Consider the following 22,033-nt stretch of genomic DNA (forward strand, 5'->3'; position numbering starts at 1 on the left):
CCGGGTCACTGTGGCCGCATGAGTGAGACACAGGTAAAGCAGCAGAGCAGCGGCGCCTTCTACGGCCAGGCGGTCGCCTCCTTCGCCGTCGCCCTGGCCGCCACCTCGATCGGCATCTTCTTCCTCGACGCCAGCGGCTGGGTCCGCGCCTTCCTGGCGATCGCCGTCCTCTACCTCACCACCTCCGCCTTCACCCTCGCCAAGGTGATCCGCGACAAGCAGGAGGCCGGGCAGATCGTCAGCCGGGTCGACCAGGCGCGACTGGAGAAGATCCTGGCCGAGCACGACCCGTTCCAGAAGCTCTGACCCGGCTCGCTCCGCCCCACTCGCTCTAAGCGCTTGCTCAGAGGGCCGGGGTATGGTGTTCGTCCTGCTGTACGGACGGACGAAGGGGCGAGCGATGAGCACGGCGGAGGGCGCGGCGGAAACCACCGACGGCAAGCCGGGCGGCGGTGCCGCCGACGAGGTGCCCGCCTGGGCCGAGGTCGCCCCCGAGGCCGCCCGCAGGCTGCTCGTCGCCGCGGTCGAGGCATTCGCCGAGCGCGGCTACCACGCCACCACCACGCGCGACATCGCGGGCCGCGCGGGCATGAGCCCCGCCGCGCTCTACATCCACTACAAGACCAAGGAGGAGCTGCTCCACCGGATCAGCCGCATCGGCCACGACAAGGCCCTGCGCATCCTGGAGAGCGCCGCCGACGGCGACGGCAGCGCCGCCGAGCGCCTCACGGACGCCGTCACCACCTTCGTGCGGTGGCACGCCGCGCACCACACCACGGCGCGGGTGGTGCAGTACGAACTGGACGCGCTGGCCGACGAGCACCGTGCGGAGATCGTCCAGCTGCGCCGCCGCAGCGACGCGGCGGTACGGCGCATCATCAACGACGGCGTGAAGGCGGGCGAGTTCCAGGTCGCCGACGTTTCCGGCACCACGCTCGCCGTGCTGTCGCTGTGCATAGACGTGGCGCGCTGGTTCGACGTGCAGGGGCGGCGGACCCCCGACGAGGTCGGCGCGCTGTACGCCGAACTCGTCCTGCGGATGGTGGCCGCCGACTCCTCGGAGCAGCCGACGTCCGCGTGAGGTCCGGCGGGTCAGAAGTAGTAGCGGGAGATCGACTCCGCCACGCACACCGGCTTCTCGCCGCCCTCGATCTCCACCGTCACCGTCGCCGTGACCTGCACTCCGCCGCCGGCCTCGGCGACGTCCGTCAGCACCGCGGTGGCGCGCACCCGTGAGCCCACCGGCACGGGGGCGGGGAAGCGGACCTTGCCCGTCCCGTAGTTGACGCCCATCTTCATGCCCTCGACCCGGAGGATCTGCGGCACGAGCACCGGCAGCAGCGACAGCGTCAGGTACCCGTGCGCGATCGGCTTCCCGAACGGCCCCGCAGCCGCCTTCTCAGGGTCCACGTGGATCCACTGGTGGTCGCCGGTCGCCTCGGCGAACAGGTCGATGCGCTTCTGGTCGATCTCCAGCCAGTCGCTGTACCCCAGTTGCTCGCCCACCCCGCCCCGCAGTTCCTCGGCGGACATGAAGACCTTCGGCTCGGACATCCTTGTGCTCCCTCTGCTCAGGCGCTGCCGCGTTCACCGTTCACACCACTGTCTAAGCGCTTGCTCAGCATGGTCGGGCCCCCGTGTTCCTGTCAACGGATGGCCACTAGGCTTCGCGGAGTGCCGCAGATTCCAGAGAAGATCCACGAGCTCACGGTCGGCCAGCTGTCCTCCCGCAGCGGCGCCGCCGTCTCCGCCCTGCACTTCTACGAGGCCAAGGGGCTCATCTCCAGCCGCCGCACCTCGGGCAACCAGCGCCGTTACGGCCGCGACGCGTTGCGCCGCGTCGCCTTCGTGCGGGCCGCCCAGCGCGTCGGCATCCCGCTCGCCACCATCCGCGACGCCCTCGCCGAACTCCCCGAGGAGCGCACGCCCACCCGCGAGGACTGGGCCCGGCTGTCCGAGAACTGGCGTGCCGAACTCGACGCCCGCATCATGCAGTTGGGGCGCCTGCGCGACCACCTCACCGACTGCATCGGGTGCGGCTGCCTGTCGTTGGAAACCTGCGTGCTGTCCAACCCCGACGACGTGTTCGGCGAGAAGGCGAGCGGCTCGCGGCTGCTGGTCGAGAAGAAGAAGTAGCGTTCCGGGGCGGGCCGCCCCTTCCCCCCGGAAGGCGGCCCGTGCCCCCGTAAGCGGCCCGTGTCCCTGCGGCCCGTGCCCCGCGGTCCGCGACCCCCGGTCAGACCTCCTCCCGCGGCCACCGGATCTCCCGCGCCGCGCCGACCAGTTGGGCGTTCGACTCGGCGTACCGGCCGTCCGGCAGCAGCAGCGTGTCCTCCAGGCCGATCCGGGTGGCCAGCCCCAGCCGCCGCGCCAGCGCGAGCACCGGCCAGGCCCCGCCGCCCTCGCCGTGCAGCAGCATCGGAGCACCGCACACGTCCCCCCGGGGCCCCACCGCGCCCCGGCGCGAGAGGTCTGCCAGGAACTGCAGCGCGGAGTCCTCGGCGGTCAGCGGATCGGGGTCGGTCACCTCGACCAGCACCCGCAACGACCGGGAGGCCAGCGGGGAACGCAGGAACCGCTCCGCCCCGTCCGTACCCGACCACAGCCCCGACTCCACCGCGACACCGCGTGCCAGCAGCGCCTCGACGACCTCCTCCGCGCCCGGCTCGTGCCAGTTCACCGAGGCGTGGTCGGGCAGCACCGTCCAGGAGGCGATGCGCTCGACGCGGCGCTGCGGCTCCGGTTCCGTCCACGCGCCGGTCGTCACCCCGACGGGCACGTCCACCGCCGCGCGCATCGCCGTGAGGGTCTGGGCCAGGACCCGGGGCGACAGGGTGTCGTCCCCGCAGGGCGACTTGGGGTGCACGTGCACATCCGCCGCACCCGCCGCCACCGCGGCGGCGGCGGACCGCGCCATCGCGTCCGGAGACACCGGGACCGCCGCTCCGTCGCCGGGACCGCGCTGTCCGTTCACACAGACCTGAATCAAGGGCTCGACCATGCATTCGATGGTGGCACCCACCACTGACATTCAGCCATGCACTGAGCATTCGCACGGTTGTCGCGCGGAAACCCTCCGGTCGGAGTGCGACGCCCCTCCGCGCCACACCCCCGCGCGCCCCGCTTCCCTCTCCGGCGGCCTACCGTACCGAGCCGGTCGCACCACCGCTCCCGCGCAGCCGGCTGCCACGCACACGGGACGCGGCGCCACGGGGATGGCCTCCGCCGCGCCCCGGGCGCTCACCCCACGGACGCCAGCTCCCTGCGCCGGACGCGACGGGCCTGCGCCAGCGCCTCGTCCGTCAGGACGGGCTGGGGCACCAGGATCCCGCACCCCGTGCAGACCGGCCCGCACCACGGCTCGTGGACCATGTCCTGCTTCCACACGATCCGGCTCGACGTGCAGACCGGACAGTGCCCGCCGGGTTCCGACTCCAGTGCGGCGATCAGTGCGCGCAGCACCCCGGCCAGCGGGCCCTTCGGATGGACCGCCGGGTCGTCGCACCAGGCGACCCCGAAACCGCCCCAGGTCCGCCGGTGCCAGTCGTCGAAGGAGCCCGGCCGGCGCAGCCCGTCGTGCTTCTCCCGCTTGCGGCGCTCGGCGAACGCCACCTCGTACGCGAGCCAGACGGCCCGCGCCTCCTCCAGTTCCTCCAGCGCGGCCACCAGCCGCGCAGGATCGGGCGACCTGTCCTCGGGACCGAACCCGTGCCGGGAGCACAGGTGGTCCCAGGTCGCCCGGTGCCCGTAAGGGGCGAACCTCTCCAGGCACTTGCGCAGCGAATACCGCCTGAGCGCAAGGTCGCACCTCGGATCACGGACCTGTCTTGCGAGACTCCGAAAACCGGCCATCGCACTGCCACCTCCGTCGCTGGTACTTCGGCGTCGATGAATGGACGTACGAGTGCCCGTTTCGGCTCCATCGAAAATCCGATGAGCCCCATCAGAGAACAATTGGCCCGGATTCGCACCGTTCCCTCCCGTCCCCTCCAGATTCGAATGGCATGCTCGAACGCGTGGAGGGGCTGGGAGAACAGGCGCACCACCACCCCGCGGGAGGCGGTCACCGGTACAGAAGATGCTCCCGCCGCACCCGCCGGAACGTGGCGAGATCCGACTGCCAGGCCCCCACCACCTCGTCCGTGCCGGCCCCCGCGTCGATCATCGTCCGCACCCTGTCGTTCCCGGTGAGCTTGTCGATCCAGTGGTCCGGCCGCCACGCGAACCCGCTCCACGACCTCTTCGCCGTCACCAGCAGGGCGATCCCGGTCCGCACCGGGTCGAACGACTCCCGGTCGTGCACGTGCAGTTGCACACCGCCGATCGTCCGCCCCTGGAACTTGGAGAAGGTGGGCGCGAAGTACGCCTCCCGCAGCCGCACCCCCGCCAACCGTTCCCCGTTCGCCGCCTCCGCCCACCGGCGGTCGACGCCCTCCGCGCCCAGCAGCTCGAACGGCCGGGTCGTGCCGCGTCCCTCCGACAGATTCGTCCCCTCGAAGAGGCAGGTGCCGGAATACACCAACGCGGACTCGGGTGTGGGCATGTTGGGACTCGGCGGCACCCACGGCAGCCCGGTCGCGTCGAAGAAGTCGCCCCGCCGCCACCCCGACATCCGCACCACCTCCAGGGGCACCGGTTCGGCCAGGAACTCCGCGTTGAACAGCAGCGCCAGCTCCGCCACCGTCATCCCGTGCGCCTGTGCGATCGGTTCCCGCCCCACGAACGTCGCGAACGCCCGGTCCAGGACCGGCCCGAGCGCCGCCCGCCCGGTCACCGGGTTCGGCCGGTCGAGCACCACGAACCGCTTGCCCGCGAGCCGCGCGGCCACCATGCAGTCGTACAGCGTCCAGATGTAGGTGTAGAAGCGGGCGCCCGCGTCCTGGATGTCGAAGACGACGGTGTCCACGCCCGACGCGGTGAAGACGTCGGCCAGTTTCCGGCCGCTGGTCAGGTACGTGTCGTAGACCGGCAGCCCGGTCGCGGGGTCGGTGTGGCGGCCCTCGGAGCCGCCCGCCTGCGCGGTGCCCCGGAAGCCGTGCTCCGGGCCGAAGACGGCTGTCAGGCGCACCCGCTCGTCGGCGTGCATCACGTCGACGACGTGCCGCACGTCGGCGGTCACCCCGGTCGGGTTGGTGACGATGCCGACCTCGCGTCCGTGCAGCAGCCGGTAGCCGTCGTCGGCCAGCCGGTCGAAGCCCGTACGGACCCTTCGGTGACCGCCGAACCCTGCTCCGGGCGGGCCGGACGCCGCCGAGGCGGCGGTCCCGGTGGCGGCCAGCGCGCCCACCGCGCCGCCGCTCGCGGCCAGCAGCCCTCTTCTGGACAAGCTCATGTGCACAACCTCCGGGATCGGACGGTCTGTCATGTCCGCGCACGCTAGCCCGTGCGGCCTTCCCGCGGAACGGAACGCGCCCCGGTTCGCGCGCACACCACCCCCACCGGTGTCGCCGGGCCCTTTCCTCCCGGCATACCGACTGGTTAGTCTGCGAGGCAGTCGTCAGGGAGAGGCAGGCCGATGGTGAACGCGGTGCAGGGTGCCACAGTGGTGGTCACGGGCGCGGGAGGCGGCATCGGAGCCGCACTGGCCCGCAGGTTCGCGGCCGAGGGAGCCAGAGTCGTGGTCAACGACCTGGACGCGGACAGGGCCAAGGCGGTCGCCGAGGACATCGGCGCGACGGCGGTCCCCGGAGACGCCTCGCACATCGTCGAGGAGGCACGCGCGGCACTCGGCGGCACGATCGACGTGTACTGCGCCAACGCCGGCGTCGGCGGCGGCGGCGACCCCTTCGGGGAGGAACTCTGGGAAAGGGCCTGGGACGTCAACGTGATGGCCCACGTACGGGCGGCCCGCGCACTGCTGCCCGAGTGGGTGGAGCGCGGCAGCGGCCGGTTCGTGTCCACGGTGTCGGCGGCCGGCCTGCTGACGATGATCGGCGCAGCCCCCTACAGCGTCACCAAGCACGGGGCCCTCGCCTTCGCGGAGTGGCTGTCGCTGACCTATCGCCACCGCGGGATCAAGGTCCACGCGATCTGCCCGCAGGGCGTACGGACCGACATGCTGACGTCCGCCGGCTCGGCCGGGAGCCTCGTCCTGGCGCCCACCGCCATCGAACCCGAGGACGTCGCCGACGCTCTCTTCGACGGCATGGCGAGCGACCGCTTCCTGATCCTGCCGCACCCCGAGGTGGCCGACTACTACCGGGCGCGCGCGGCGGAACCCGAGCGTTGGCTGGCGGGCATGAACCGCCTCCAGCAGAAGTGGGAAGGGGCAGGCCGGTGACCGGGCCCGCGCGGGACACGGCGACGGCGGCGGAACCGCCGCGCACGACGACCACCGGGACGGCCGGGTCCCCCTACGCGGCCAAGCCGTGGCTGGCGCAGCTCACCGAGGCCCAGCGGGCGCCCGTGCACCCCGAACCCACCCTGGTGCACGCCTTCCGGGAGAGCGTCCGGCGCGCCCCCGACCGCACCGCGCTCGCCTACTTCGACGGCAGGCTGAGCTACCGGGAGACCGACGCCCTGTCGGACTCGGTGGCCGGACACCTCGCCGCCGAGGGCCTGCGGCCCGGCGACCGGGTCGCGCTCATGCTCCAGAACTCGCCGCACTTCGTGCTCGCGCTGCTCGGCGCGTGGAAGGCGGGCGCGACGGTCGTCCCGCTCAATCCGATGTACAAGTCGGCGGAGGCCGCCCACGTCCTCAAGGACGCCGAGGCGAGCGCGCTGATCTGCTCCGACCGGGCCTGGGCGGCCTACCTGCGGGAGACCGCAGCCGACGTGCCGTCGGTCCGTACCGTGCTGACGGGCTGCGAACGCGACTTCCAGAGCACGGACGACCCACGGGTGCTGAACTTCGAGCGGCTGCCCCGGGCGGCCGACGCGGCCGATCTGACCGCTGTGGCCCGCGCGGGCGCGAACGCGCCCCGCGAACGCGCACCCGGCCCCGACGACACGGCGTTGATCAGTTACACGTCCGGCACCAGCGGCACGCCGAAGGGGGCGATGAACTCCCACCGGAACATCATGGTCAACGCGGAACGGCAGCGCACCGGGCACCCCGTCGCCGAGGGGTCGACCTACTTCGCGCTCGCCCCGCTCTTCCACATCACCGGCATGGTCTGCCAGCTGGCCGTCTGCCTCGCCCACGCGGGCACCCTCGTCCTCACCCACCGCTTCCACCCCCAGGTGGTCCTGGAGGCCTTCGCCGAGCACCGGCCCGCGTACACCGTCGGCCCCTCGACGGCGTTCATGGCGCTCGCAGCGACCCCGGGCGCCACGCGCGAGCACTTCGCCTCGTTCGAGGTGATCTCCTGCGGAGGCGCGCCGCTGCCGCCGGCGCTGGTGGAGAAGTTCCGGGCGGGCTTCGGGCCGTACCTGCGCAACGGCTACGGGCTGACCGAGTGCACGGCGCCCTGCGCTGCCGTACCGCCGGAGAAGGAGGCGCCCCTCGACCCGGTGTCGGGCACGCTGTCGGTCGGTGTGCCGGGGGCCGACACGGTCGTCCGCATCGTCGACGACAAGGGCGCCGACGTGCCCTTCGGCGAGCACGGCGAGATCGCGGTGCGCGGCCCGCAGGTCGTCTCCGGCTACTGGCGGCAGCCCGGGGCCACCGCGGAGGCATTTCCGGACGGCGAGCTGCGAACCGGCGACATCGGCTTCATGGACGCCGACGGCTGGCTCTACGTCGTCGACCGCAAGAAGGACATGATCAACGCGTCCGGCTTCAAGGTCTGGCCGCGCGAGGTCGAGGACGTCCTGCACACCCATCCGGCGGTGCGCGAGGCGGCCGTGGTCGGCGTCCCCGACGCGTACCGGGGGGAGAGCGTCAAGGCGTACGTCAGCCTGCTCCCCGACGCGGGGACCGGCCCCCAGGAGCTCGTGTCGTACTGCCGGGAGCGGCTCGCCGCGTACAAGTACCCGCGCGAAGTGGTCATCCTGCCGGAGCTTCCCAAGACCACGAGTGGGAAGATCCTCCGACGGGAACTGCGTTCCCCGCGGTGAGCACGAACGCACCCGTACGACGGCATGCGGACAACGGACAAGCGACGAGCAAGGCAGGTGCGGCCATGGCCAGGACGACGGAACCGAACGGCACCCCCGTTCCCCAGCGACTGCTGGCCGCCGCCACCCGGCTCTTCGCCGAGCGCGGCTACGACCGCACGTCGGTCCAGGAGATCGTCGAGGCGGCGGGCGTCACCAAGGGCGCCCTCTACCACTACTTCGGCTCCAAGGACGACCTGCTGCACGAGGTGTACGCGCGCGTGCTGCGCGTGCAGCAGGAACGACTGGACGCGTTCGCCGACGCCGACGCGCCGGTCGAACGGCGGCTGCGGGACGCGGCGGCCGACGTGGTGGTGACGACCATCGAGAACCTCGACGACGCGTCGATCTTCTTCCGCTCCATGCATCACCTGGGGCCGGAGAAGGACAAGCAGGTACGCGCGGAGCGCAGGCGCTACCACGAGCGCTTCCGCGCGCTGGTGGAGGAGGGCCAGCGGTCCGGCGTCTTCTCCACGGCCACCCCCGCCGACCTGGTGGTGGACTACCACTTCGGGTCGGTGCACCACCTGTCCACCTGGTACCGGCCCGACGGCCCGCTCACCCCCCAGCAGGTCGCCGACCACCTCGCCGACCTCCTGCTGCGGGCCCTGCGCCCGTAGCCCACGGCCGCCCGCAGGCGGCGGACGCCGCAACCCCCGGCGCCCGCCCCCCGAGAGGGCGGGCGCCGGGGGCGTCCCCGTTACGCGTACTTCTTCAGCTCCCGACGGGCCAGCGACCGCTGGTGCACCTCGTCCGGCCCGTCCGCAAGCCGCAGCGTCCGGGCGCTCGCCCACAGTTCGGCCAGCGGGAAGTCCTGGCTGACGCCGCCCGCGCCGTACAGCTGCACCGCGTCGTCGATGATGTCGAGCACCGCGCGCGGCGTCGCGATCTTGATGGACTGGATCTCGGTGTGCGCCCCCCGGTTGCCGACCGTGTCCATCAGCCAGGCGGTCTTGAGGACCAGCAGGCGCAGCTGCTCGACGGTGACCCGGGCGTCCGCGATCCAGTTCTGCACGACGCCCTGCCGGGCAAGCGGCTTGCCGAACGCGGTGCGCGTGACGGCCCGACGGCACATCAGCTCGATGGCGCGCTCGGCCATCCCGATGAGGCGCATGCAGTGGTGGATCCGGCCGGGGCCGAGCCGTGCCTGGGCGATGGCGAAGCCGCCGCCCTCCTCGCCGACCAGGTTCGCGGCGGGCACCCGCACCCCGTCGAGGACGATCTCCGCGTGACCCCCGTGGGAGTGGTCCTCGTACCCGTACACCTGCATCGCACGGCGGATCTCCACGCCCGGCGTGTCGCGCGGGACCAGGATCATCGACTGCTGGCGGCGCACGTCGTCGCCGTCCGGATCGGTCTTGCCCATCACGATGAAGATCTTGCAGTCGGGGTTCATCGCCCCGGAGATGTACCACTTGCGGCCGGTGACGACGTACTCCGAGCCGTCGGCCGACCGCTCGATACGGGTCTCGATGTTCGTCGCGTCCGAGGACGCCACCTCCGGCTCGGTCATCGCGAACGCCGACCGGATCTCCCCGGCCAGCAGCGGCTCCAGCCACTGCTTCTTCTGCTCGTCGGTCGCGAACTGGGACAGCAGCTCCATGTTCCCGGTGTCCGGAGCGGCGCAGTTGAGGGCGGTGGGCGCCAGCTGCGGGGAGCGGCCGGTGATCTCTGCCAGCGGGGCGTACTGGAGGTTGGTCAGCCCGGCCCCGTACTCGGCGTCGGGCAGGAAGAGGTTCCACAGACCCTGGCGGCGCGCCTCGGCCTTCAGCTCCTCCACCACCGCCGGGGTGTCCCACGGCGAGGCGAGCAGGGCGCGCTGTTCCTGGGCGACGGTCTCGGCCGGGTAGACGTGTGCGTCCATGAAGGCGAGCAGCCTGCCGCGCAGTTCTTCGGTGCGCGCGTCGTATGCGAAGTCCATGAGGAATCAGCCCTTCCGGGGGGTCGTCAGAGTCGTCAGGCCGTGCTGGATGAAGACCGGCACCAGCTCGCCGATCCGGTCGAAGCCCGCGCCGACCGTCTGCCCGAGCGTGTAGCGGTAGTGGATGCCTTCGAGGATCACGGCGAGCTTGAACCAGGCGAACGCCGTGTACCAGTGGACCGCCGAGACGTCCCGCCCGGACGCCTGCGCGTAGCGGGCGACGATCTCGTCCGTCGTCGGGTGGCCGGCCGCCGAGGCCGTCGTCGAGACGGGGGAGGCGGGAAGGTCGAGCTTCGTCCCGTACATCACGAGCAGGCCCAGGTCGGTCAGCGGGTCGCCGAGCGTCGACATCTCCCAGTCGAGGATCGCCCGGGTGGTGTCGTCGGGGCCGCCGATGAGGACGTTGTCGAGGCGGTAGTCACCGTGCACGACGGTCGCGGCGGGGGAGGCGGGGAGCGCCTCGCCCAGCGCGGCGTGCAGTGCGTCGATGCCGGGCAGCTCGCGGTTGCGGGAGGCGTCCAGCTGCTTTCCCCAGCGCCGCAGCTGCCGGTCCAGGAAGCCCTCGGGACGGCCGAAGTCACCGAGTCCGGCCGCCACAGGGTCCACCGCGTGCAGTTCGACGAGCGTGTCCACCAGGCCGAACACCGCGGCCCGGGTCCGCTCGGGACCGAGCGGGGCCAGTTCCTCGGCCGTGCGGTACGGGGTGCCCTCCACGAACTCCATGACGTAGAAGGGCGCTCCGAGCACCGAGTCGTCCTCGCACAGCAGCACCGGAGCGGGCACCGGCACGGCCGTCGGATGCAGTCCGCTGATCACCCGGAACTCGCGCTTCATGTCGTGCGCGGTCGCCAGTACGTGGCCCAGCGGCGGCCTGCGCACCACCCAGCGCGAGCGCCCGTCGGTGACGTCGTACGTCAGGTTGGACCGCCCGCCCTCGATCAGCCGTGCGGACAGCGGTCCGGCCACCAGACCGGGCAGCACGCCGTCGAGATGGCCGCGCAGCCGCTCCGGATCGAGTCCGGGCGGCGCGGCGGCCTGGGGCCCTGGTGGGGGGACGGAGCTCATGGGCGATACCTCCGGGCGCGTGCGTGCGTACAGAACAGTCCGCCTCATGATGCCGACCAGTCGGTATGCCGTCCAGAGGGGCGGACCCACCGGGTGCCCGGCACCCGGTGGGGGCAGCCGACGGCTCAGAGCGCGACGGCCACCGCGAACGCCGCCAGAGCCACCGCGCAGCCCACCGCCGCCACCGCCCGCCCCGGCGTCAGCGCGTCGGGCCGCGCCCGCTCCAGCTCCCGCATCCGACGGTGCGCGACCACCAGGAACAACACCCACACCAGCGCGCTCAGGGCGGCGGCCAGCAGCCCGGGAGCCGTCACCCCGTCGTGCACGGCCTGCTTCCCCGCCAGCACCGCGACGACCGTGCAGGACAGCGTCGTGCGCCGCCACGCGAGCCGGGTCCGCTCGGGCTGGAGCCCCGGATCCCGCACCGCCACCGGCGCGCTCACCCGGCCCACCCGCTCAGCAGGCACACCACCGGCGCGCTCACCCGGCCCACCCGAACAGCACGAGCACCACCATCGCGACGGCGACCACCGCCACCAACAGGCCGAGCAGCACCGGAAAACGCGTCATCGGCAGGTCCTCGCCGCGTCGCATCGCCCGCTCGCAGCGCACCCAGTGGTTCACCGCGCGCAGCGCGCACAGCGCACCCACCGCCAGGAGCGCGAGCGCCATCCCCACCCGAACGCCCCACCGCAGGTCCGGGAGGAACTGGTCGACCGCGAAACCGGCCCCCACCAGCGCCAGCGCCGTCCGTACCCAGGCGAGGAAGGTCCGCTCATTGGCCAGCGAGAACCGGTAGTCGGGGGTCTCGCCCTCCTCCCGGACACGCTGCGGCGCGAACCACAGCCGCGGACCGGTCACCGGTTCACCAGCCGCTCGTACGCCGCCAGGCCGTCCGGCACCCACTCCCAGCCGTCCGGACCGCCGCCGAGCCGCCGTGCCAGCTCCTCCTCCGTGAGGAAGGCGTGCCACGCCACCTCTTCGGCCTGCGGGCGCACCGGCAGCGCGCAGCGCACCTGGTACACCTGGCTCCACCAGGTCCTGCCCGCCCCCTCGAAGAGGAACTTGAACAGGGGCTCCGGCCGGGCGAGCCCCGACACCCCCAGCTCCTCCTCCGCCTCCCGCAGCGCCGCCTCGTCGTACGACTCGCCCGCGCCGACGACACCGCCCACGAACATGTCGTACAGCGAAGGAAAGACCGGCTTCGTCGCGGTCCTGCGGTGCACGAAGATCCGGTCCTCCGGGTCGCGCACCAGGACGAAGGCGCAGCGGTGACGCATCCTCCGCGCGGTCGCCTCGCCGCGCGGGGCCTGCCCGACGACCTCGTCGTTCTCGTCGACGATGTCCAGGATCTCCTCAGAAGGGGAAGTCATGCGCCCATCCAACAGCACGCCGCGCCACCGGCCACGACGCGCTGCACCGCCGGGCCGGTCGGCCCGCCGACGTCCGCCCCGCCCGCCGGTCCGCCGACCGCCACGGTGCCGCGAAAGCGTGCCGCCGGACGGTTGACTAGTTACCGCCCCGTACCGAAGATCGGGCCATGGGAGACACGGGTACGGCAGCCACGGGTTACGACGCGGACGTCATCGTCATCGGAGCGGGCCTCGCCGGCCTCGTCGCGACCGCCGAGCTGGTCGACGCGGGGCGGAAGGTGATCCTCCTCGACCAGGAGCCCGAGCAGTCGATCGGCGGCCAGGCGCACTGGTCCTTCGGCGGCCTCTTCCTCGTCGACTCGCCCGAACAGCGCCGGATGCGCGTCAAGGACAGCCGCGAACTCGCCCTCCAGGACTGGCTCGGCACCGCCGGGTTCGACCGCGAGGAGGACGAGTGGCCGCGCAAGTGGGCCGAGGCGTACGTCGACTTCGCGGCCGGGGAGAAGCGCAGCTGGCTGCACCGGAAGGGCGTCCGGTTCTTCCCGGTCGTCGGCTGGGCGGAGCGCGGCGGCTACGACGCGAACGGCCACGGCAACTCCGTGCCCCGCTTCCACATCACCTGGGGCACCGGCCCCGGCCTGGTCACGCCCTTCGAGCAGCGGGTGCGCGACGGCGTCGCACGCGGCCTCGTCACCCTCATGTTCCGCCACCGGGTGACCGGGCTCGCCGCCACCGCCGGAGCCGTCGACACGGTGACCGGCGAGGTACTGGAGCCGTCGTCCACCGCACGCGGCACCGCCAGCAGCCGTACCGTCACCGGGGACTTCTCGCTCCGCGCGCAGGCGGTGATCGTCACCTCGGGCGGCATCGGCGGCAACCACGACCTGGTCCGCGCCCAGTGGCCCGAGCGACTCGGCACCCCGCCCGCCCACCTGCTCTCCGGAGTCCCCGCCCACGTCGACGGCCTGATGCTCGGCATCACGGAAGCGGCCGGCGCCAGCCACATCAACCGCGACCGGATGTGGCACTACACCGAGGGCATCCAGAACTGGGACCCGATCTGGGCCAGGCACGGCATCCGGATCCTCCCGGGTCCGTCCTCCCTGTGGCTGGACGCCCGCGGGAACCGGCTGCCCGTCCCGCTCTTCCCCGGCTTCGACACCCTCGGCACCCTCGACCACATCATGAAGACCGGCTTCGGCCACACGTGGTTCGTCCTCGACCAGAAGATCATCGGCAAGGAGTTCGCCCTCTCCGGCTCCGAGCAGAACCCCGACCTGACCGGCAAGTCGGTGCGCGGCGTCCTCGACCGGGCCCGCGCCGCCGTCCCCGCCCCGGTGAAGGCGTTCATGGACCACGGCGCGGACTTCGTCGTCGAGAAGGACCTGTCCTCGCTCGTACGGGGCATGAACGCACTCACCAAGGAACCCCTCATCGACGAGGCCGAGCTGCGCCGTCAACTCGTCTCCAGGGACCGGGAGATGGCCAACCCCTTCACCAAGGACCTCCAGGTCACCGCGATCCGCGGCGCCCGCAAGTACCTGGGCGACAAACTGATCCGCACCGCCACCCCGCACCGCATCCTGGACCCGAAGGCGGGCCCGCTGATCGCCGTGCGCCTGCACATCCTGACCCGCAAGTCCCTCGGCGGCCTGGAGACCGACCTGTCGTCCCGCGTGCTCACTCCGCAGGGCTCGCCCCTCCCGGGCGTCTACGCGGCCGGGGAAGCGGCCGGCTTCGGCGGCGGCGGCGTCCACGGCTACCGCTCCCTGGAAGGCACCTTCCTCGGCGGCTGCATCTTCTCGGGCCGCGCGGCGGGAAGGGCGGCGGCGAAGGCGGTGGGGTAGCGCCCGCCCCGGTACGCGCCGCCCCTAGAGCACCTCCACCACCTCGAACCGCTCCGCCACCACCTGCGTCTCGTCGTCCACGGCGAAATCCGGGTCGCCCATCGCCTCCCGCATCTCCTCGCCGTGCCAGAACCTCTCGTGCGCCGCCCGCCACTCGGCCACGGACCGGTGGCCCTCGCCCTCGTCGATCGCGTGCTGGAGATCCACGTCCCCGAGCCGCAGCACCCGCACGTCGGTCGTTTCGAGGACCGCCACCTCGCGTCCTTCCGAGTCGATCAGCGCGTACCGTTCGCCGACCGGCGGCAGCTCCTCGTCCTCCGCCTCGTACTCGGCGAGCAGACCCGTCGTCGACACCTTCTCGCCGCTCAGCACCGCCGCGACCAGCCGGTCGCGCAGCGGCCCGGGGAACGCCAGCAGATACGGCGGCAGTGCCGGACGCCGTTCCGTCGCCGCACCGTTCGCGGCCTCGGCCCTCAAGTCGTCGCTCATCCCGCCACCTTAGCCGCGCCGCCCCACCCCACCTGCGGCGCTCTCTCACCGCGCGTATCCAACCCACGCGCCGGAGGTCCCAGTTGACGGCGGCGGCACTTATCCGGCCTTGACGTGGAGCCGTCCCTACCGCTTTGCTGTCCGTGATCAAACGTCGGCCGGCTCGTCGTGGAGGTACCCCGCGGATGGCCCCACCTCCGCCGTTCCCCGGCCGCCGACGCCGCGGCGAGCAGCCCCCGGATCCGGCCCTCGACGACGCCGAACTCGTCGACGTGCGCGAACAGCTGGCCCAGGGCCGCTGGACGAGGGTGCGCAGCCTGCTGGCCCGTACCGGCGACGACTGGGACCGCCGGGGGCACCGGCTGCTCGTCCTCGGCGAGGCCAGGAGCACCCACGCCTGGGCGCAGGACTGGCTGCTCGCCGAACCCGAGAGCGCCGACGCCGCCGCACTGCTCGCCTGCGCCGCCGTCCACCGCGCCCTGGCAGGCAAGGGCTGCACCGACCGCGCCCAGCAGGCGTGCCGGGCGGCAGCCGCGCGCGCCCCGCAGGACCCCACGCCCTGGCTCGCCCAGCTTCTCCTCGCCCGCCACCTCGGCACGGAGGAAGCGGTCACCCAGCTCTACGACCAGGTCAGGGCACGCCACCCGGAACACCACCACGCCCACCACCTGATCATCGCCCGCCTCGCGGAACGCCGCCCCGACACGGGGCAGGACCCCCTCCACGAGGTCTACGACTTCGCCGCCTGGGCCGCCGAACAGGCCCCGGCGGACTCCCCGCTGGCGGTGCTCCCCGTCGTCGCGCACGCCGAGCGGCACCGGGCGCTCGCCGTCGCCGGACAGGTCCCGCCGGACCCGGTGGCCTCCGGGCACTGGGCGACCCGCCGGGCCCGGCAGACGATGAAGGCCGCGTTCGACTGGTGGCTGGAGTGGGAGCGCGAGGACCACCCCCGCTCCCGCGTCGACCTCAACTACCTCGCCCACGCGAAGTTCTGCGAGGGCCGTCTCGCGGAGGCCGCCGCACTCTTCCACCGCATCGGCCCGCACCGCACCACCGCGCCCTGGTCCTACCCCGACCGGGACCCCCACCAGGCGTTCCGGGCCGCGCGCCGAGCCGCGCTCGGAGACGCCTGAGCACATCCGACCAGCGACCCACGACCCGCTCCTCACGACTCGCACTCCGAAGGGACCACCCCGCTATGGCCACGGGCAGTTCACCCACCCGCGCGAAAAGAGCGACCGGCGCCGCCGGCAACGGCCGCCCCGCGAACGGCGGCGACGGCGAAGCCGGAATCAGCACCTACAAGGGCGAGGAGAGCGCCCTGCGGGCCGGCCGCCTCGGCACCCTCGGACTCCTGCTGTCCGTCCTCGCCGCGAGCGCCCCCCTGATGGTCGTCGCAGGTGTCATGCCCACGATCTTCGGCGTGATGGGAGTGGTCGGCCAGCCGCTCCTGTTCCTCATCCTCGGCGCGGTCCTGCTGCTGTTCAGCGTCGGGTACGCGGAGATGAGCCGACACGTCCACAACGCGGGCGCGTTCTACGCGTACATAGCCCGCGGTCTCGGCGCCACCGCCGGCGCCGGGGCCTCCCTGGTCGCCCTCGTCGCGTACAGCGCGATGCAGGTCGGCATCTTCGGCATCCTCGGCTTCGAGCTCTCCGGCATCTTCGCCACCTACCTCGGCCTGCACATCGCCTGGTGGATCCCGGCCCTGGCCTCCGTCCTGCTCATCGGCGTCCTCGGCTGGCTGAAGATCGACCTCAACGCCAAGGTCCTCGGCGTCCTGCTCCTCATCGAGTGCCTGCTCGTCGTCATCTTCGACGTGTCCGCCGTCGCCGAGCCGGCGGAGGCGACCGGCCTGTCCTTCGCCGCGTTCGACCCCGGCACCCTCGCCGGCCCCGGCGTCGCCCTCGGTACCGCGCTCTGCTTCTCCGTCGCCGCCTTCGTCGGCTTCGAGCAGGCCCCGGTGTACGCGGAGGAGACCAAGCGCCCGCACGTCGTCGTCTCCCGCGTGATGTTCCTCGGCGTCGCCTACTCCGCGGTCTTCCTGGCCCTCAGCTCCTGGGCGATCAGCATCGCCGCCGGGCCCGACAAGGTCGCCAAGCTGGCCGCCGACGAGGGCCCGGGAATGCTGTTCACCCTGGTACAGGCGCGCCTGGGCGACACCTTCACCGACGTGCTGCACATCCTCTTCGTGTCCGGCATGCTCGCCGCGCTCCTCAGCTTCCACAACGTCGTCGCCCGCTACTCCTTCGCGATGGGCCGCGAGGGCCTGCTGCCCGCCGCCTTCGGCCGCACCAACAAGAGCACCGGCGCCCCCGCCACCGGCTCCATCCTCCAGACGGTCGTGTCCGTCCTCGTGGTCCTGGCCTTCGCCGTCACCGACGACAAGCCCATCGGCGACCCGACCGCCCCCGTGCTGCACCTCTTCACCTGGATGGGCAACATCGGCGCACTCGGCGTCATCCTGCTGATGGCCGTCGCGTCCTTCGCGGTCATCGCCTTCTTCGTACGACGCGGGGCGGGCGCGGCGCAGAAGTGGCGGCTGCTCTGCTCGGGCGTGGCGGGTACCGCGCTGCTGGGCATCGCCGTCTACACCGTCAAGGACTTCGCCCTCCTGGTCGGCGCGGAGTCCGGTTCGGCCCTGAGGTGGCTGCTGCCCGCCCTCATCGGCGCCACAGCGGTCGGCGGGCTGGCGTACGGAGCGGTCCTCAAGGCGAAGAGGCCCGAGGTGCACGCCCGCATCGGCCTCGGCAACGAAGCGTTCCAGCTCGACAAGGCGGCGGCCGCCTCCCCGGCGGAACGCCACTGACCAGCCGCCCGTCCCCGACGTCGCCGGATCCGCACACACTCCGTCCCTCGGACGCCGTGCTCGGCGACGCAGCAAATCTGACCGAACGCTGACGGACACTCGCGGCCCCTGGTACCGAAAGGCCGCGAGTGCTCGAATCGTCGTGTGACCCCTCAACCCCCACCCCAGGACCCGGCGCCGCCCCTTGCGGAACCGCCCCACGGCGCATCCCCGCCCCACGGCGAACCGGCACCGCCGGAACCGTCCCGCAGGGCACGGCCGACCGCCCCGGTGTCCCGCGGTGCGCCCGTCGGCCGCCGTCTCGTACTCGGCATGCTCGGACTCGGCGCGGCCGGCGTGGCGGCGGCCCCGTACCTGCAGAGCGGCTTCGACTCGTTCCTGGGGGCGGCCGCAGGCAAGGATCCCACCGGCCTCACCGGTCTCCTCCCCGGCAGCGGCGGCTTCCGCTACTACTCGGTCGCCTCGTCCGTCCCCGAGAAGACCCCGCAGACCTACCGCCTCACCGTCGACGGCCTGGTGGACCGCCCCGCCACGTACACGCTGGCCCAGCTCAAGGCGCTGCCGCAGACCCGGATGGTCCGCGACGTGCAGTGCGTGACCGGCTGGCGCGTCCCGGACACGCCTTTCGAGGGCGTACGGCTGTCCCACCTGCTCTCGCTCGCAGGCGTGCGGCCCACCGCCCGCGCCCTCCGCTTCACCTGCTTCGACGGCGTGTACAGCGAGAGCCTCACCCTCCAACAGGCGGGCCGCGGCGACGTGTTGGTGGCCCTGCGCATGCAGGACAAGGACGTCTCCCACTCACACGGCGGCCCCGCCCGCCTCTACGTGGCCCCCATGTACTTCTACAAATCCGCGAAATGGCTCACGGGCATCACGGTCACGGACCGGGCGCGGCCCGGCTACTGGGAGGAGTTGGGCTATGACATCGACGCCTGGGTCGGCCGGTCCAACGGACGCGACGACACCCCCACCGCCTGAACGCCCCTCGCACGGGGCGAAAAAACGGGTTCCGTCCCCGCCGCCCGCCCCGGTGCGGCGGTTCAGCCCCGCCGAGCGCCTCATCCACCGTACGACCGCGATCCTGACGCTCACCTGCGTCGCCACCGCCGCCTGCCTCTACCTGCCCTCCCTCGCCGAACTCGTCGGCCGCCGACACCTGGTGGTCACCGTCCACATCTGGACGGGCCTGCTGCTGCCCGTCCCGTACGTCCTGGGCCTGGCCTCCCGGGCCTTCCGCGCCGACCTCGCGCTCCTCGGCCGTCTCACACCGGCCGACAGGGCGTGGCTGCGCGCCGTCCGCCGGCGCCGGCCCGCACGCCCGTCGGGGAAGTTCAACGCGGGGCAGAAGCTGTTCGCCGGCTGGATCGCGGGCGCGACTCTGGTCATGCTCGGCACCGGCCTCCTGATGTGGCTCAGCCACCTCGCCCCGCTCACCTGGCGCACCGGAGCCACCTTCGTCCACGACTGGCTCGCACTGGCCATGGGCACGGTCATCGCCGGTCACCTCTGGATGGCCGCCACCCACCCGGAAGCCCGCCGCGCCCTGCGCACCGGCTTCACCCGGCCCCGGTAGACCCACGGACGCCCCGCCCCGCTACCGTTCCCTAAGCCGCTCCACCGCCCGCCGCACGATCTCCTCCGGCGTCCCGTCCACCGACACCGTCGCACCGGCCTCGTCGGCCCCCAGTTCCTCCAGTGCCGCGAACTGCGAATCCAGCAGCCCCACCGGCATGAAGTGCCCCTCGCGGGCCGCCATCCGCCGCTCGATCAGTTCCCGGCCCCCGGCCAGGTGCAGGAAGAGCACCCCGGGCGCAGCCTCCCGCAGCCGGTCCCGGTACGCCCTCTTCAACGCCGAACAGCTCACCACGCCCCCCGACTCCCCGCGCGTGGCAGCCCACGCGCCGACGCGGTCCAGCCACGGCCACCGGTCCGCGTCGTCCAGGGGAAGGCCGGCGGCCATCTTCGCGACGTTCGCCGCCGGGTGGAAGTCGTCGCCCTCCGCGAACTCGACGCCGACCGCGTCGGCCAGCAACGCCCCGATGGTGGACTTTCCGGTGCCCGATACGCCCATGACCGCCACCACGTGTGGAGAATTCATCAGCCCGTCCGTTCCCCTCTGCCGATCCGATCGCCCGCGAGGCCCCGTGTACCCGTAGCAGCACCGGCCAGACGGTGTTCCGTGCCGGCAAGGGTACGTACGTACGGGGGCGAGCCGACGGACCCGGCCCCCAGCGGCCCCCGTGCACACGCGAGCGCACCGCGCGGGTGCCGAACCGCCCCGTACCCACACGTATCCGCCCGTGCCCCGGTCGCCCCTCTCCGGGCACGGGAGCGCCCCACCGGCGTAGGGTCGGACATATTGCGAGGTCAGGCACCCCCAGCTCAGAAAGGACCGCACATGCCGCAACAGGTACGAGGCGTGATCGCACCCGGCAGGAACGAACCGGTACGGGTGGAGACGATCGTGATCCCCGACCCCGGCCCCGGCGAGGCCGTGGTGAGGATCCAGGCATGTGGCGTCTGCCACACCGATCTGCACTACAAGCAGGGCGGAATCAACGACGAGTTCCCCTTCCTCCTCGGCCACGAGGCCGCGGGCGTCGTGGAGTCCGTCGGCGAAGGCGTCGGCGACGTGCGCCCCGGCGACTTCGTCGTCCTCAACTGGCGCGCGGTGTGCGGCCAGTGCCGGGCCTGCCTGCGGGGCCGCCCGCAGTACTGCTTCGACACCCACAACGCCCGGCAGAGGATGACCCTGCTCGACGGCACGGAACTCTCCCCGGCCCTGGGGATCGGCGCGTTCGCCGAGAAGACCCTGGTCGCCTCGGGCCAGTGCACCAAGGTCGACCCCGCCGTCGCGCCGGAGGTCGCGGGCCTGCTCGGCTGCGGCGTCATGGCGGGCATCGGCGCGGCGATCAACACCGGCCAGGTCGGCCGCGGCGACTCGGTCGCCGTCATCGGCTGCGGGGGAGTGGGCGACGCCGCGATCGTCGGCGCCCGCCTCGCCGGAGCGTCGAAGATCATCGCCGTCGACATCGACGACCGCAAGCTCGCCACCGCGAAGACCATGGGCGCGACCCACACCGTCAACTCCCGCACCACCGACCCCGTCGAGGCCGTCCGCGGGCTCACCGACGGCAACGGCGCGGACGTCGTCATCGAGGCCGTCGGCCGCCCCGAGACCTACAAGCAGGCCTTCTACGCCCGCGATCTCGCCGGCACGGTCGTCCTCGTCGGCGTCCCCACCCCGGAGATGACCCTCGAACTCCCGCTCCTCGACGTCTTCGGCCGCGGCGGCGCGCTCAAGTCCTCCTGGTACGGCGACTGTCTGCCCTCCCGCGACTTCCCGATGCTCGTCGACCTGCACCAGCAGGGCCGCATCGACCTGGCCGCGTTCGTCACGGAGACCATCGGCCTCGGCGACGTCGAGAAGGCCTTCGCCCGCATGCACGAGGGCGACGTACTGCGCTCGGTGGTGACGTTCGCATGAGCCCCACGGACCCCACCGACCGCACGGCCCCCGCAGCGGCCGTCCGCATCGACCATCTGACCACCTCCGGCACCTTCTCCCTGGACGGCGGCACCTGGGACGTCGACAACAACGTCTGGATCGTCGGCGACGACTCGGAGGCCGTCGTCATCGACGCCGCCCACGACGCGGACGCCATCCTCTCCGCCCTCGACGGCCGCACCCTGCGTGCCATCGTCTGCACCCACGCCCACAACGACCACATCGACGCCGCACCCGCCCTGGCGGCCGCCACCGGCGCGCCGATCCTGCTGCACGAGGACGACCTCCCCCTCTGGAAGCAGACCCACCCGGACCGCGCCCCCGACGGCGCCCTCACGGACGGCCAGGAGATCACGGTGGCCGGTACGGTCCTCCGGGTGCTGCACACCCCCGGCCACGCCCCCGGCGCGGTCTGCCTCCACTCCGAGGAACTCGCGACCGTCTTCACCGGCGACACGCTCTTCCACGGCGGCCCCGGAGCCACCGGCCGCTCCTTCTCGCACTTCCCGACGATCATCGACTCGATCCGCGACCGACTGCTGGCGCTCTCCCCGGAGACCTCCGTCCGCACCGGCCACGGCGATTCCACCACCATCGGCGCGGAGGCCCCGCACCTGGCCGACTGGATCGACCGGGGGCACTGACGGCCCTCGCCGCTCACCGCCGCCGCCCACGCCGAAGGGGGCCGCTCAACCCGAGCGGCCCCCTTCGTGACGTCCGTCCTCGCGTCGAACGATTCGTCCGAACACGCGAAAAAGGCCCCAGGAGAACCGGGGCCTTCGCCGTGGTGTCCGAGGGGGGACTTGAACCCCCACGCCCGATAAAGGGCACTAGCACCTCAAGCTAGCGCGTCTGCCATTCCGCCACCCGGACAAGGTGTCTGCCGTCCGGGGCCGCTCTGCGCTGGCCCGTTCCGACGTAGAAAACAATACCAGGGGTTTCGAGTGCTCCCCGACCACCCCCGCCACACCGCCCCACCTGCGT

24 protein-coding genes and 1 tRNA gene are annotated in these 22,033 nt (G+C 72.5%); 13 read left to right on the forward strand and 12 right to left on the reverse strand.

Features of this window, described 5'->3' with window-relative positions; genetic code table 11:
• Positions 1 to 18: 18 nt before the first annotated feature.
• Together ACQPZG_RS27470 and ACQPZG_RS27475 are read left to right on the forward strand one after the other, a co-directional pair.
• Positions 19 to 306, forward strand: coding sequence for a YiaA/YiaB family inner membrane protein (locus ACQPZG_RS27470; protein ID WP_185030938.1), 288 nt, complete (start codon positions 19 to 21; stop codon positions 304 to 306).
• Between the two features lie 94 nt (positions 307 to 400).
• Positions 401 to 1,081, forward strand: a complete 681-nt coding sequence (locus tag ACQPZG_RS27475; protein WP_433548382.1) for a TetR/AcrR family transcriptional regulator — start codon at positions 401 to 403, stop codon at positions 1,079 to 1,081.
• Positions 1,082 to 1,092: 11 nt separating this feature from the next.
• Here ACQPZG_RS27475 and ACQPZG_RS27480 read toward each other — a convergent pair whose 3' ends face one another.
• Complete coding sequence (locus ACQPZG_RS27480) at positions 1,093 to 1,554, reverse strand: MaoC family dehydratase (protein ID WP_433548383.1); 462 nt, start codon at positions 1,552 to 1,554, stop codon at positions 1,093 to 1,095.
• 120 nt (positions 1,555 to 1,674) lie between these two features.
• Between ACQPZG_RS27480 and soxR the strand changes: the two genes are divergently transcribed.
• Complete coding sequence (gene soxR, locus ACQPZG_RS27485; protein WP_433548384.1) at positions 1,675 to 2,136, forward strand: redox-sensitive transcriptional activator SoxR; 462 nt, start codon at positions 1,675 to 1,677, stop codon at positions 2,134 to 2,136.
• A 100-nt stretch (positions 2,137 to 2,236) separates the two neighbouring features.
• On the opposite strand, the gene ACQPZG_RS27490 is transcribed toward soxR, so the two are convergent.
• From ACQPZG_RS27490 to ACQPZG_RS27500, 3 genes are all read right to left on the reverse strand, one after another.
• Complete coding sequence (locus tag ACQPZG_RS27490; RefSeq protein ID WP_433549576.1) at positions 2,237 to 2,989, reverse strand: 3-keto-5-aminohexanoate cleavage protein; 753 nt, start codon at positions 2,987 to 2,989, stop codon at positions 2,237 to 2,239.
• A gap of 251 nt (positions 2,990 to 3,240) precedes the next feature.
• Positions 3,241 to 3,852: a hypothetical protein gene (locus tag ACQPZG_RS27495; RefSeq protein WP_433548385.1), complete on the reverse strand. Its 612-nt coding sequence runs from the start codon at positions 3,850 to 3,852 to the stop codon at positions 3,241 to 3,243.
• Positions 3,853 to 4,063: 211 nt separating this feature from the next.
• Complete coding sequence (locus tag ACQPZG_RS27500) at positions 4,064 to 5,332, reverse strand: exo-beta-N-acetylmuramidase NamZ family protein (RefSeq protein WP_433548386.1); 1,269 nt, start codon at positions 5,330 to 5,332, stop codon at positions 4,064 to 4,066.
• Positions 5,333 to 5,515: 183 nt separating this feature from the next.
• On the opposite strand from ACQPZG_RS27500, the gene ACQPZG_RS27505 reads away from it, so the two are divergent.
• The 3 genes from ACQPZG_RS27505 to ACQPZG_RS27515 all read left to right on the forward strand — a co-directional run bounded on the left by ACQPZG_RS27505 (position 5,516) and on the right by ACQPZG_RS27515 (position 8,657).
• Positions 5,516 to 6,280, forward strand: coding sequence for an SDR family oxidoreductase (locus tag ACQPZG_RS27505; protein ID WP_433548387.1), 765 nt, complete (start codon positions 5,516 to 5,518; stop codon positions 6,278 to 6,280).
• 92 nt (positions 6,281 to 6,372) lie between these two features.
• A complete protein-coding gene (locus ACQPZG_RS27510) occupies positions 6,373 to 7,998 on the forward strand; it encodes a class I adenylate-forming enzyme family protein (RefSeq protein WP_433549577.1) in 1,626 nt (541 codons plus the stop codon).
• A 65-nt stretch (positions 7,999 to 8,063) separates the two neighbouring features.
• A complete protein-coding gene (locus tag ACQPZG_RS27515; RefSeq protein WP_433548388.1) occupies positions 8,064 to 8,657 on the forward strand; it encodes a TetR/AcrR family transcriptional regulator in 594 nt (197 codons plus the stop codon).
• A gap of 80 nt (positions 8,658 to 8,737) precedes the next feature.
• On the opposite strand, the gene ACQPZG_RS27520 is transcribed toward ACQPZG_RS27515, so the two are convergent.
• The 5 genes from ACQPZG_RS27520 to ACQPZG_RS27540 form a co-directional block, all read right to left on the reverse strand.
• Positions 8,738 to 9,958: an acyl-CoA dehydrogenase family protein gene (locus tag ACQPZG_RS27520; RefSeq protein WP_433548389.1), complete on the reverse strand. Its 1,221-nt coding sequence runs from the start codon at positions 9,956 to 9,958 to the stop codon at positions 8,738 to 8,740.
• 6 nt (positions 9,959 to 9,964) lie between these two features.
• Positions 9,965 to 11,023 carry a phosphotransferase family protein gene (locus ACQPZG_RS27525; protein ID WP_433548390.1) on the reverse strand — a complete coding sequence of 353 codons (1,059 nt, stop codon included), beginning with the start codon at positions 11,021 to 11,023 and terminating at the stop codon, positions 9,965 to 9,967.
• A gap of 125 nt (positions 11,024 to 11,148) precedes the next feature.
• Positions 11,149 to 11,466 carry a DUF202 domain-containing protein gene (locus ACQPZG_RS27530; RefSeq protein ID WP_433548391.1) on the reverse strand — a complete coding sequence of 106 codons (318 nt, stop codon included), beginning with the start codon at positions 11,464 to 11,466 and terminating at the stop codon, positions 11,149 to 11,151.
• Positions 11,467 to 11,503: 37 nt separating this feature from the next.
• Entirely contained in the window at positions 11,504 to 11,884 is a 381-nt protein-coding gene (locus ACQPZG_RS27535) for a YidH family protein (RefSeq protein WP_433548392.1), read from the reverse strand.
• Positions 11,881 to 12,396 carry an NUDIX hydrolase gene (locus ACQPZG_RS27540; RefSeq protein ID WP_433548393.1) on the reverse strand — a complete coding sequence of 172 codons (516 nt, stop codon included), beginning with the start codon at positions 12,394 to 12,396 and terminating at the stop codon, positions 11,881 to 11,883. The genes ACQPZG_RS27535 and ACQPZG_RS27540 overlap by 4 nt, the downstream gene beginning before the upstream one ends.
• A 167-nt stretch (positions 12,397 to 12,563) precedes the next feature.
• Between ACQPZG_RS27540 and ACQPZG_RS27545 the strand changes: the two genes are divergently transcribed.
• Positions 12,564 to 14,243 (forward strand): FAD-binding dehydrogenase, encoded by a 1,680-nt coding sequence (locus tag ACQPZG_RS27545; protein ID WP_433548394.1) that lies wholly within the window; start codon positions 12,564 to 12,566, stop codon positions 14,241 to 14,243.
• Between the two features lie 24 nt (positions 14,244 to 14,267).
• Here ACQPZG_RS27545 and ACQPZG_RS27550 read toward each other — a convergent pair whose 3' ends face one another.
• Positions 14,268 to 14,732, reverse strand: coding sequence for an ASCH domain-containing protein (locus tag ACQPZG_RS27550; RefSeq protein WP_433548395.1), 465 nt, complete (start codon positions 14,730 to 14,732; stop codon positions 14,268 to 14,270).
• A gap of 185 nt (positions 14,733 to 14,917) precedes the next feature.
• Here ACQPZG_RS27550 and ACQPZG_RS27555 point away from each other — a divergent pair, with 185 nt between their 5' ends.
• From ACQPZG_RS27555 to ACQPZG_RS27570, 4 genes are all read left to right on the forward strand, one after another.
• Complete coding sequence (locus tag ACQPZG_RS27555) at positions 14,918 to 15,865, forward strand: hypothetical protein (protein ID WP_433548396.1); 948 nt, start codon at positions 14,918 to 14,920, stop codon at positions 15,863 to 15,865.
• Between the two features lie 65 nt (positions 15,866 to 15,930).
• Complete coding sequence (locus ACQPZG_RS27560; protein WP_433548397.1) at positions 15,931 to 17,541, forward strand: APC family permease; 1,611 nt, start codon at positions 15,931 to 15,933, stop codon at positions 17,539 to 17,541.
• Between the two features lie 312 nt (positions 17,542 to 17,853).
• Entirely contained in the window at positions 17,854 to 18,519 is a 666-nt protein-coding gene (locus tag ACQPZG_RS27565; protein WP_433548398.1) for a molybdopterin-dependent oxidoreductase, read from the forward strand.
• A complete protein-coding gene (locus ACQPZG_RS27570) occupies positions 18,461 to 19,114 on the forward strand; it encodes a cytochrome b/b6 domain-containing protein (protein WP_433548399.1) in 654 nt (217 codons plus the stop codon). Before ACQPZG_RS27565 ends, ACQPZG_RS27570 begins: the two co-directional genes overlap by 59 nt.
• 21 nt (positions 19,115 to 19,135) lie before the next feature.
• Here ACQPZG_RS27570 and ACQPZG_RS27575 read toward each other — a convergent pair whose 3' ends face one another.
• Positions 19,136 to 19,639 carry a gluconokinase gene (locus ACQPZG_RS27575; RefSeq protein ID WP_433548400.1) on the reverse strand — a complete coding sequence of 168 codons (504 nt, stop codon included), beginning with the start codon at positions 19,637 to 19,639 and terminating at the stop codon, positions 19,136 to 19,138.
• Between the two features lie 300 nt (positions 19,640 to 19,939).
• Between ACQPZG_RS27575 and ACQPZG_RS27580 the strand changes: the two genes are divergently transcribed.
• Positions 19,940 to 21,028 (forward strand): S-(hydroxymethyl)mycothiol dehydrogenase, encoded by a 1,089-nt coding sequence (locus ACQPZG_RS27580; protein ID WP_433548401.1) that lies wholly within the window; start codon positions 19,940 to 19,942, stop codon positions 21,026 to 21,028.
• Complete coding sequence (locus ACQPZG_RS27585; protein WP_433548402.1) at positions 21,025 to 21,693, forward strand: MBL fold metallo-hydrolase; 669 nt, start codon at positions 21,025 to 21,027, stop codon at positions 21,691 to 21,693. Before ACQPZG_RS27580 ends, ACQPZG_RS27585 begins: the two co-directional genes overlap by 4 nt.
• Before the next feature lie 141 nt (positions 21,694 to 21,834).
• Here ACQPZG_RS27585 and ACQPZG_RS27590 read toward each other — a convergent pair.
• Positions 21,835 to 21,922, reverse strand: a tRNA-Leu gene (locus ACQPZG_RS27590).
• Positions 21,923 to 22,033: the final 111 nt, after the last annotated feature.

Origin of the sequence: Streptomyces sp. CA-294286 (assembly GCF_050947155.1) — a bacterium.
GTDB lineage: Bacteria > Actinomycetota > Actinomycetes > Streptomycetales > Streptomycetaceae > Streptomyces.

Excerpts from the sequence above, each read along its gene's own strand:
- ACQPZG_RS27470 (WP_185030938.1), top strand. The coding sequence starts at position 19 with ATGAGTGAGACACAGGTAAAGCAGCAGAGCAGCGGCGCCTTCTACGGC.
- ACQPZG_RS27475 (WP_433548382.1), top strand. The coding sequence starts at position 401 with ATGAGCACGGCGGAGGGCGCGGCGGAAACCACCGACGGCAAGCCGGGC.
- ACQPZG_RS27480 (WP_433548383.1), bottom strand. The coding sequence starts at position 1,554 with ATGTCCGAGCCGAAGGTCTTCATGTCCGCCGAGGAACTGCGGGGCGGG.
- ACQPZG_RS27495 (WP_433548385.1), bottom strand. The coding sequence starts at position 3,852 with ATGGCCGGTTTTCGGAGTCTCGCAAGACAGGTCCGTGATCCGAGGTGC.
- ACQPZG_RS27500 (WP_433548386.1), bottom strand. The coding sequence starts at position 5,332 with ATGAGCTTGTCCAGAAGAGGGCTGCTGGCCGCGAGCGGCGGCGCGGTG.
- ACQPZG_RS27505 (WP_433548387.1), top strand. The coding sequence starts at position 5,516 with ATGGTGAACGCGGTGCAGGGTGCCACAGTGGTGGTCACGGGCGCGGGA.
- ACQPZG_RS27515 (WP_433548388.1), top strand. The coding sequence starts at position 8,064 with ATGGCCAGGACGACGGAACCGAACGGCACCCCCGTTCCCCAGCGACTG.
- ACQPZG_RS27520 (WP_433548389.1), bottom strand. The coding sequence starts at position 9,958 with ATGGACTTCGCATACGACGCGCGCACCGAAGAACTGCGCGGCAGGCTG.
- ACQPZG_RS27525 (WP_433548390.1), bottom strand. The coding sequence starts at position 11,023 with ATGAGCTCCGTCCCCCCACCAGGGCCCCAGGCCGCCGCGCCGCCCGGA.
- ACQPZG_RS27540 (WP_433548393.1), bottom strand. The coding sequence starts at position 12,396 with ATGACTTCCCCTTCTGAGGAGATCCTGGACATCGTCGACGAGAACGAC.
- ACQPZG_RS27545 (WP_433548394.1), top strand. The coding sequence starts at position 12,564 with ATGGGAGACACGGGTACGGCAGCCACGGGTTACGACGCGGACGTCATC.
- ACQPZG_RS27550 (WP_433548395.1), bottom strand. The coding sequence starts at position 14,732 with ATGAGCGACGACTTGAGGGCCGAGGCCGCGAACGGTGCGGCGACGGAA.
- ACQPZG_RS27555 (WP_433548396.1), top strand. The coding sequence starts at position 14,918 with ATGGCCCCACCTCCGCCGTTCCCCGGCCGCCGACGCCGCGGCGAGCAG.
- ACQPZG_RS27560 (WP_433548397.1), top strand. The coding sequence starts at position 15,931 with ATGGCCACGGGCAGTTCACCCACCCGCGCGAAAAGAGCGACCGGCGCC.
- ACQPZG_RS27565 (WP_433548398.1), top strand. The coding sequence starts at position 17,854 with ATGCTCGGACTCGGCGCGGCCGGCGTGGCGGCGGCCCCGTACCTGCAG.
- ACQPZG_RS27570 (WP_433548399.1), top strand. The coding sequence starts at position 18,461 with ATGACATCGACGCCTGGGTCGGCCGGTCCAACGGACGCGACGACACCC.
- ACQPZG_RS27575 (WP_433548400.1), bottom strand. The coding sequence starts at position 19,639 with ATGAATTCTCCACACGTGGTGGCGGTCATGGGCGTATCGGGCACCGGA.
- ACQPZG_RS27580 (WP_433548401.1), top strand. The coding sequence starts at position 19,940 with ATGCCGCAACAGGTACGAGGCGTGATCGCACCCGGCAGGAACGAACCG.
- ACQPZG_RS27585 (WP_433548402.1), top strand. The coding sequence starts at position 21,025 with ATGAGCCCCACGGACCCCACCGACCGCACGGCCCCCGCAGCGGCCGTC.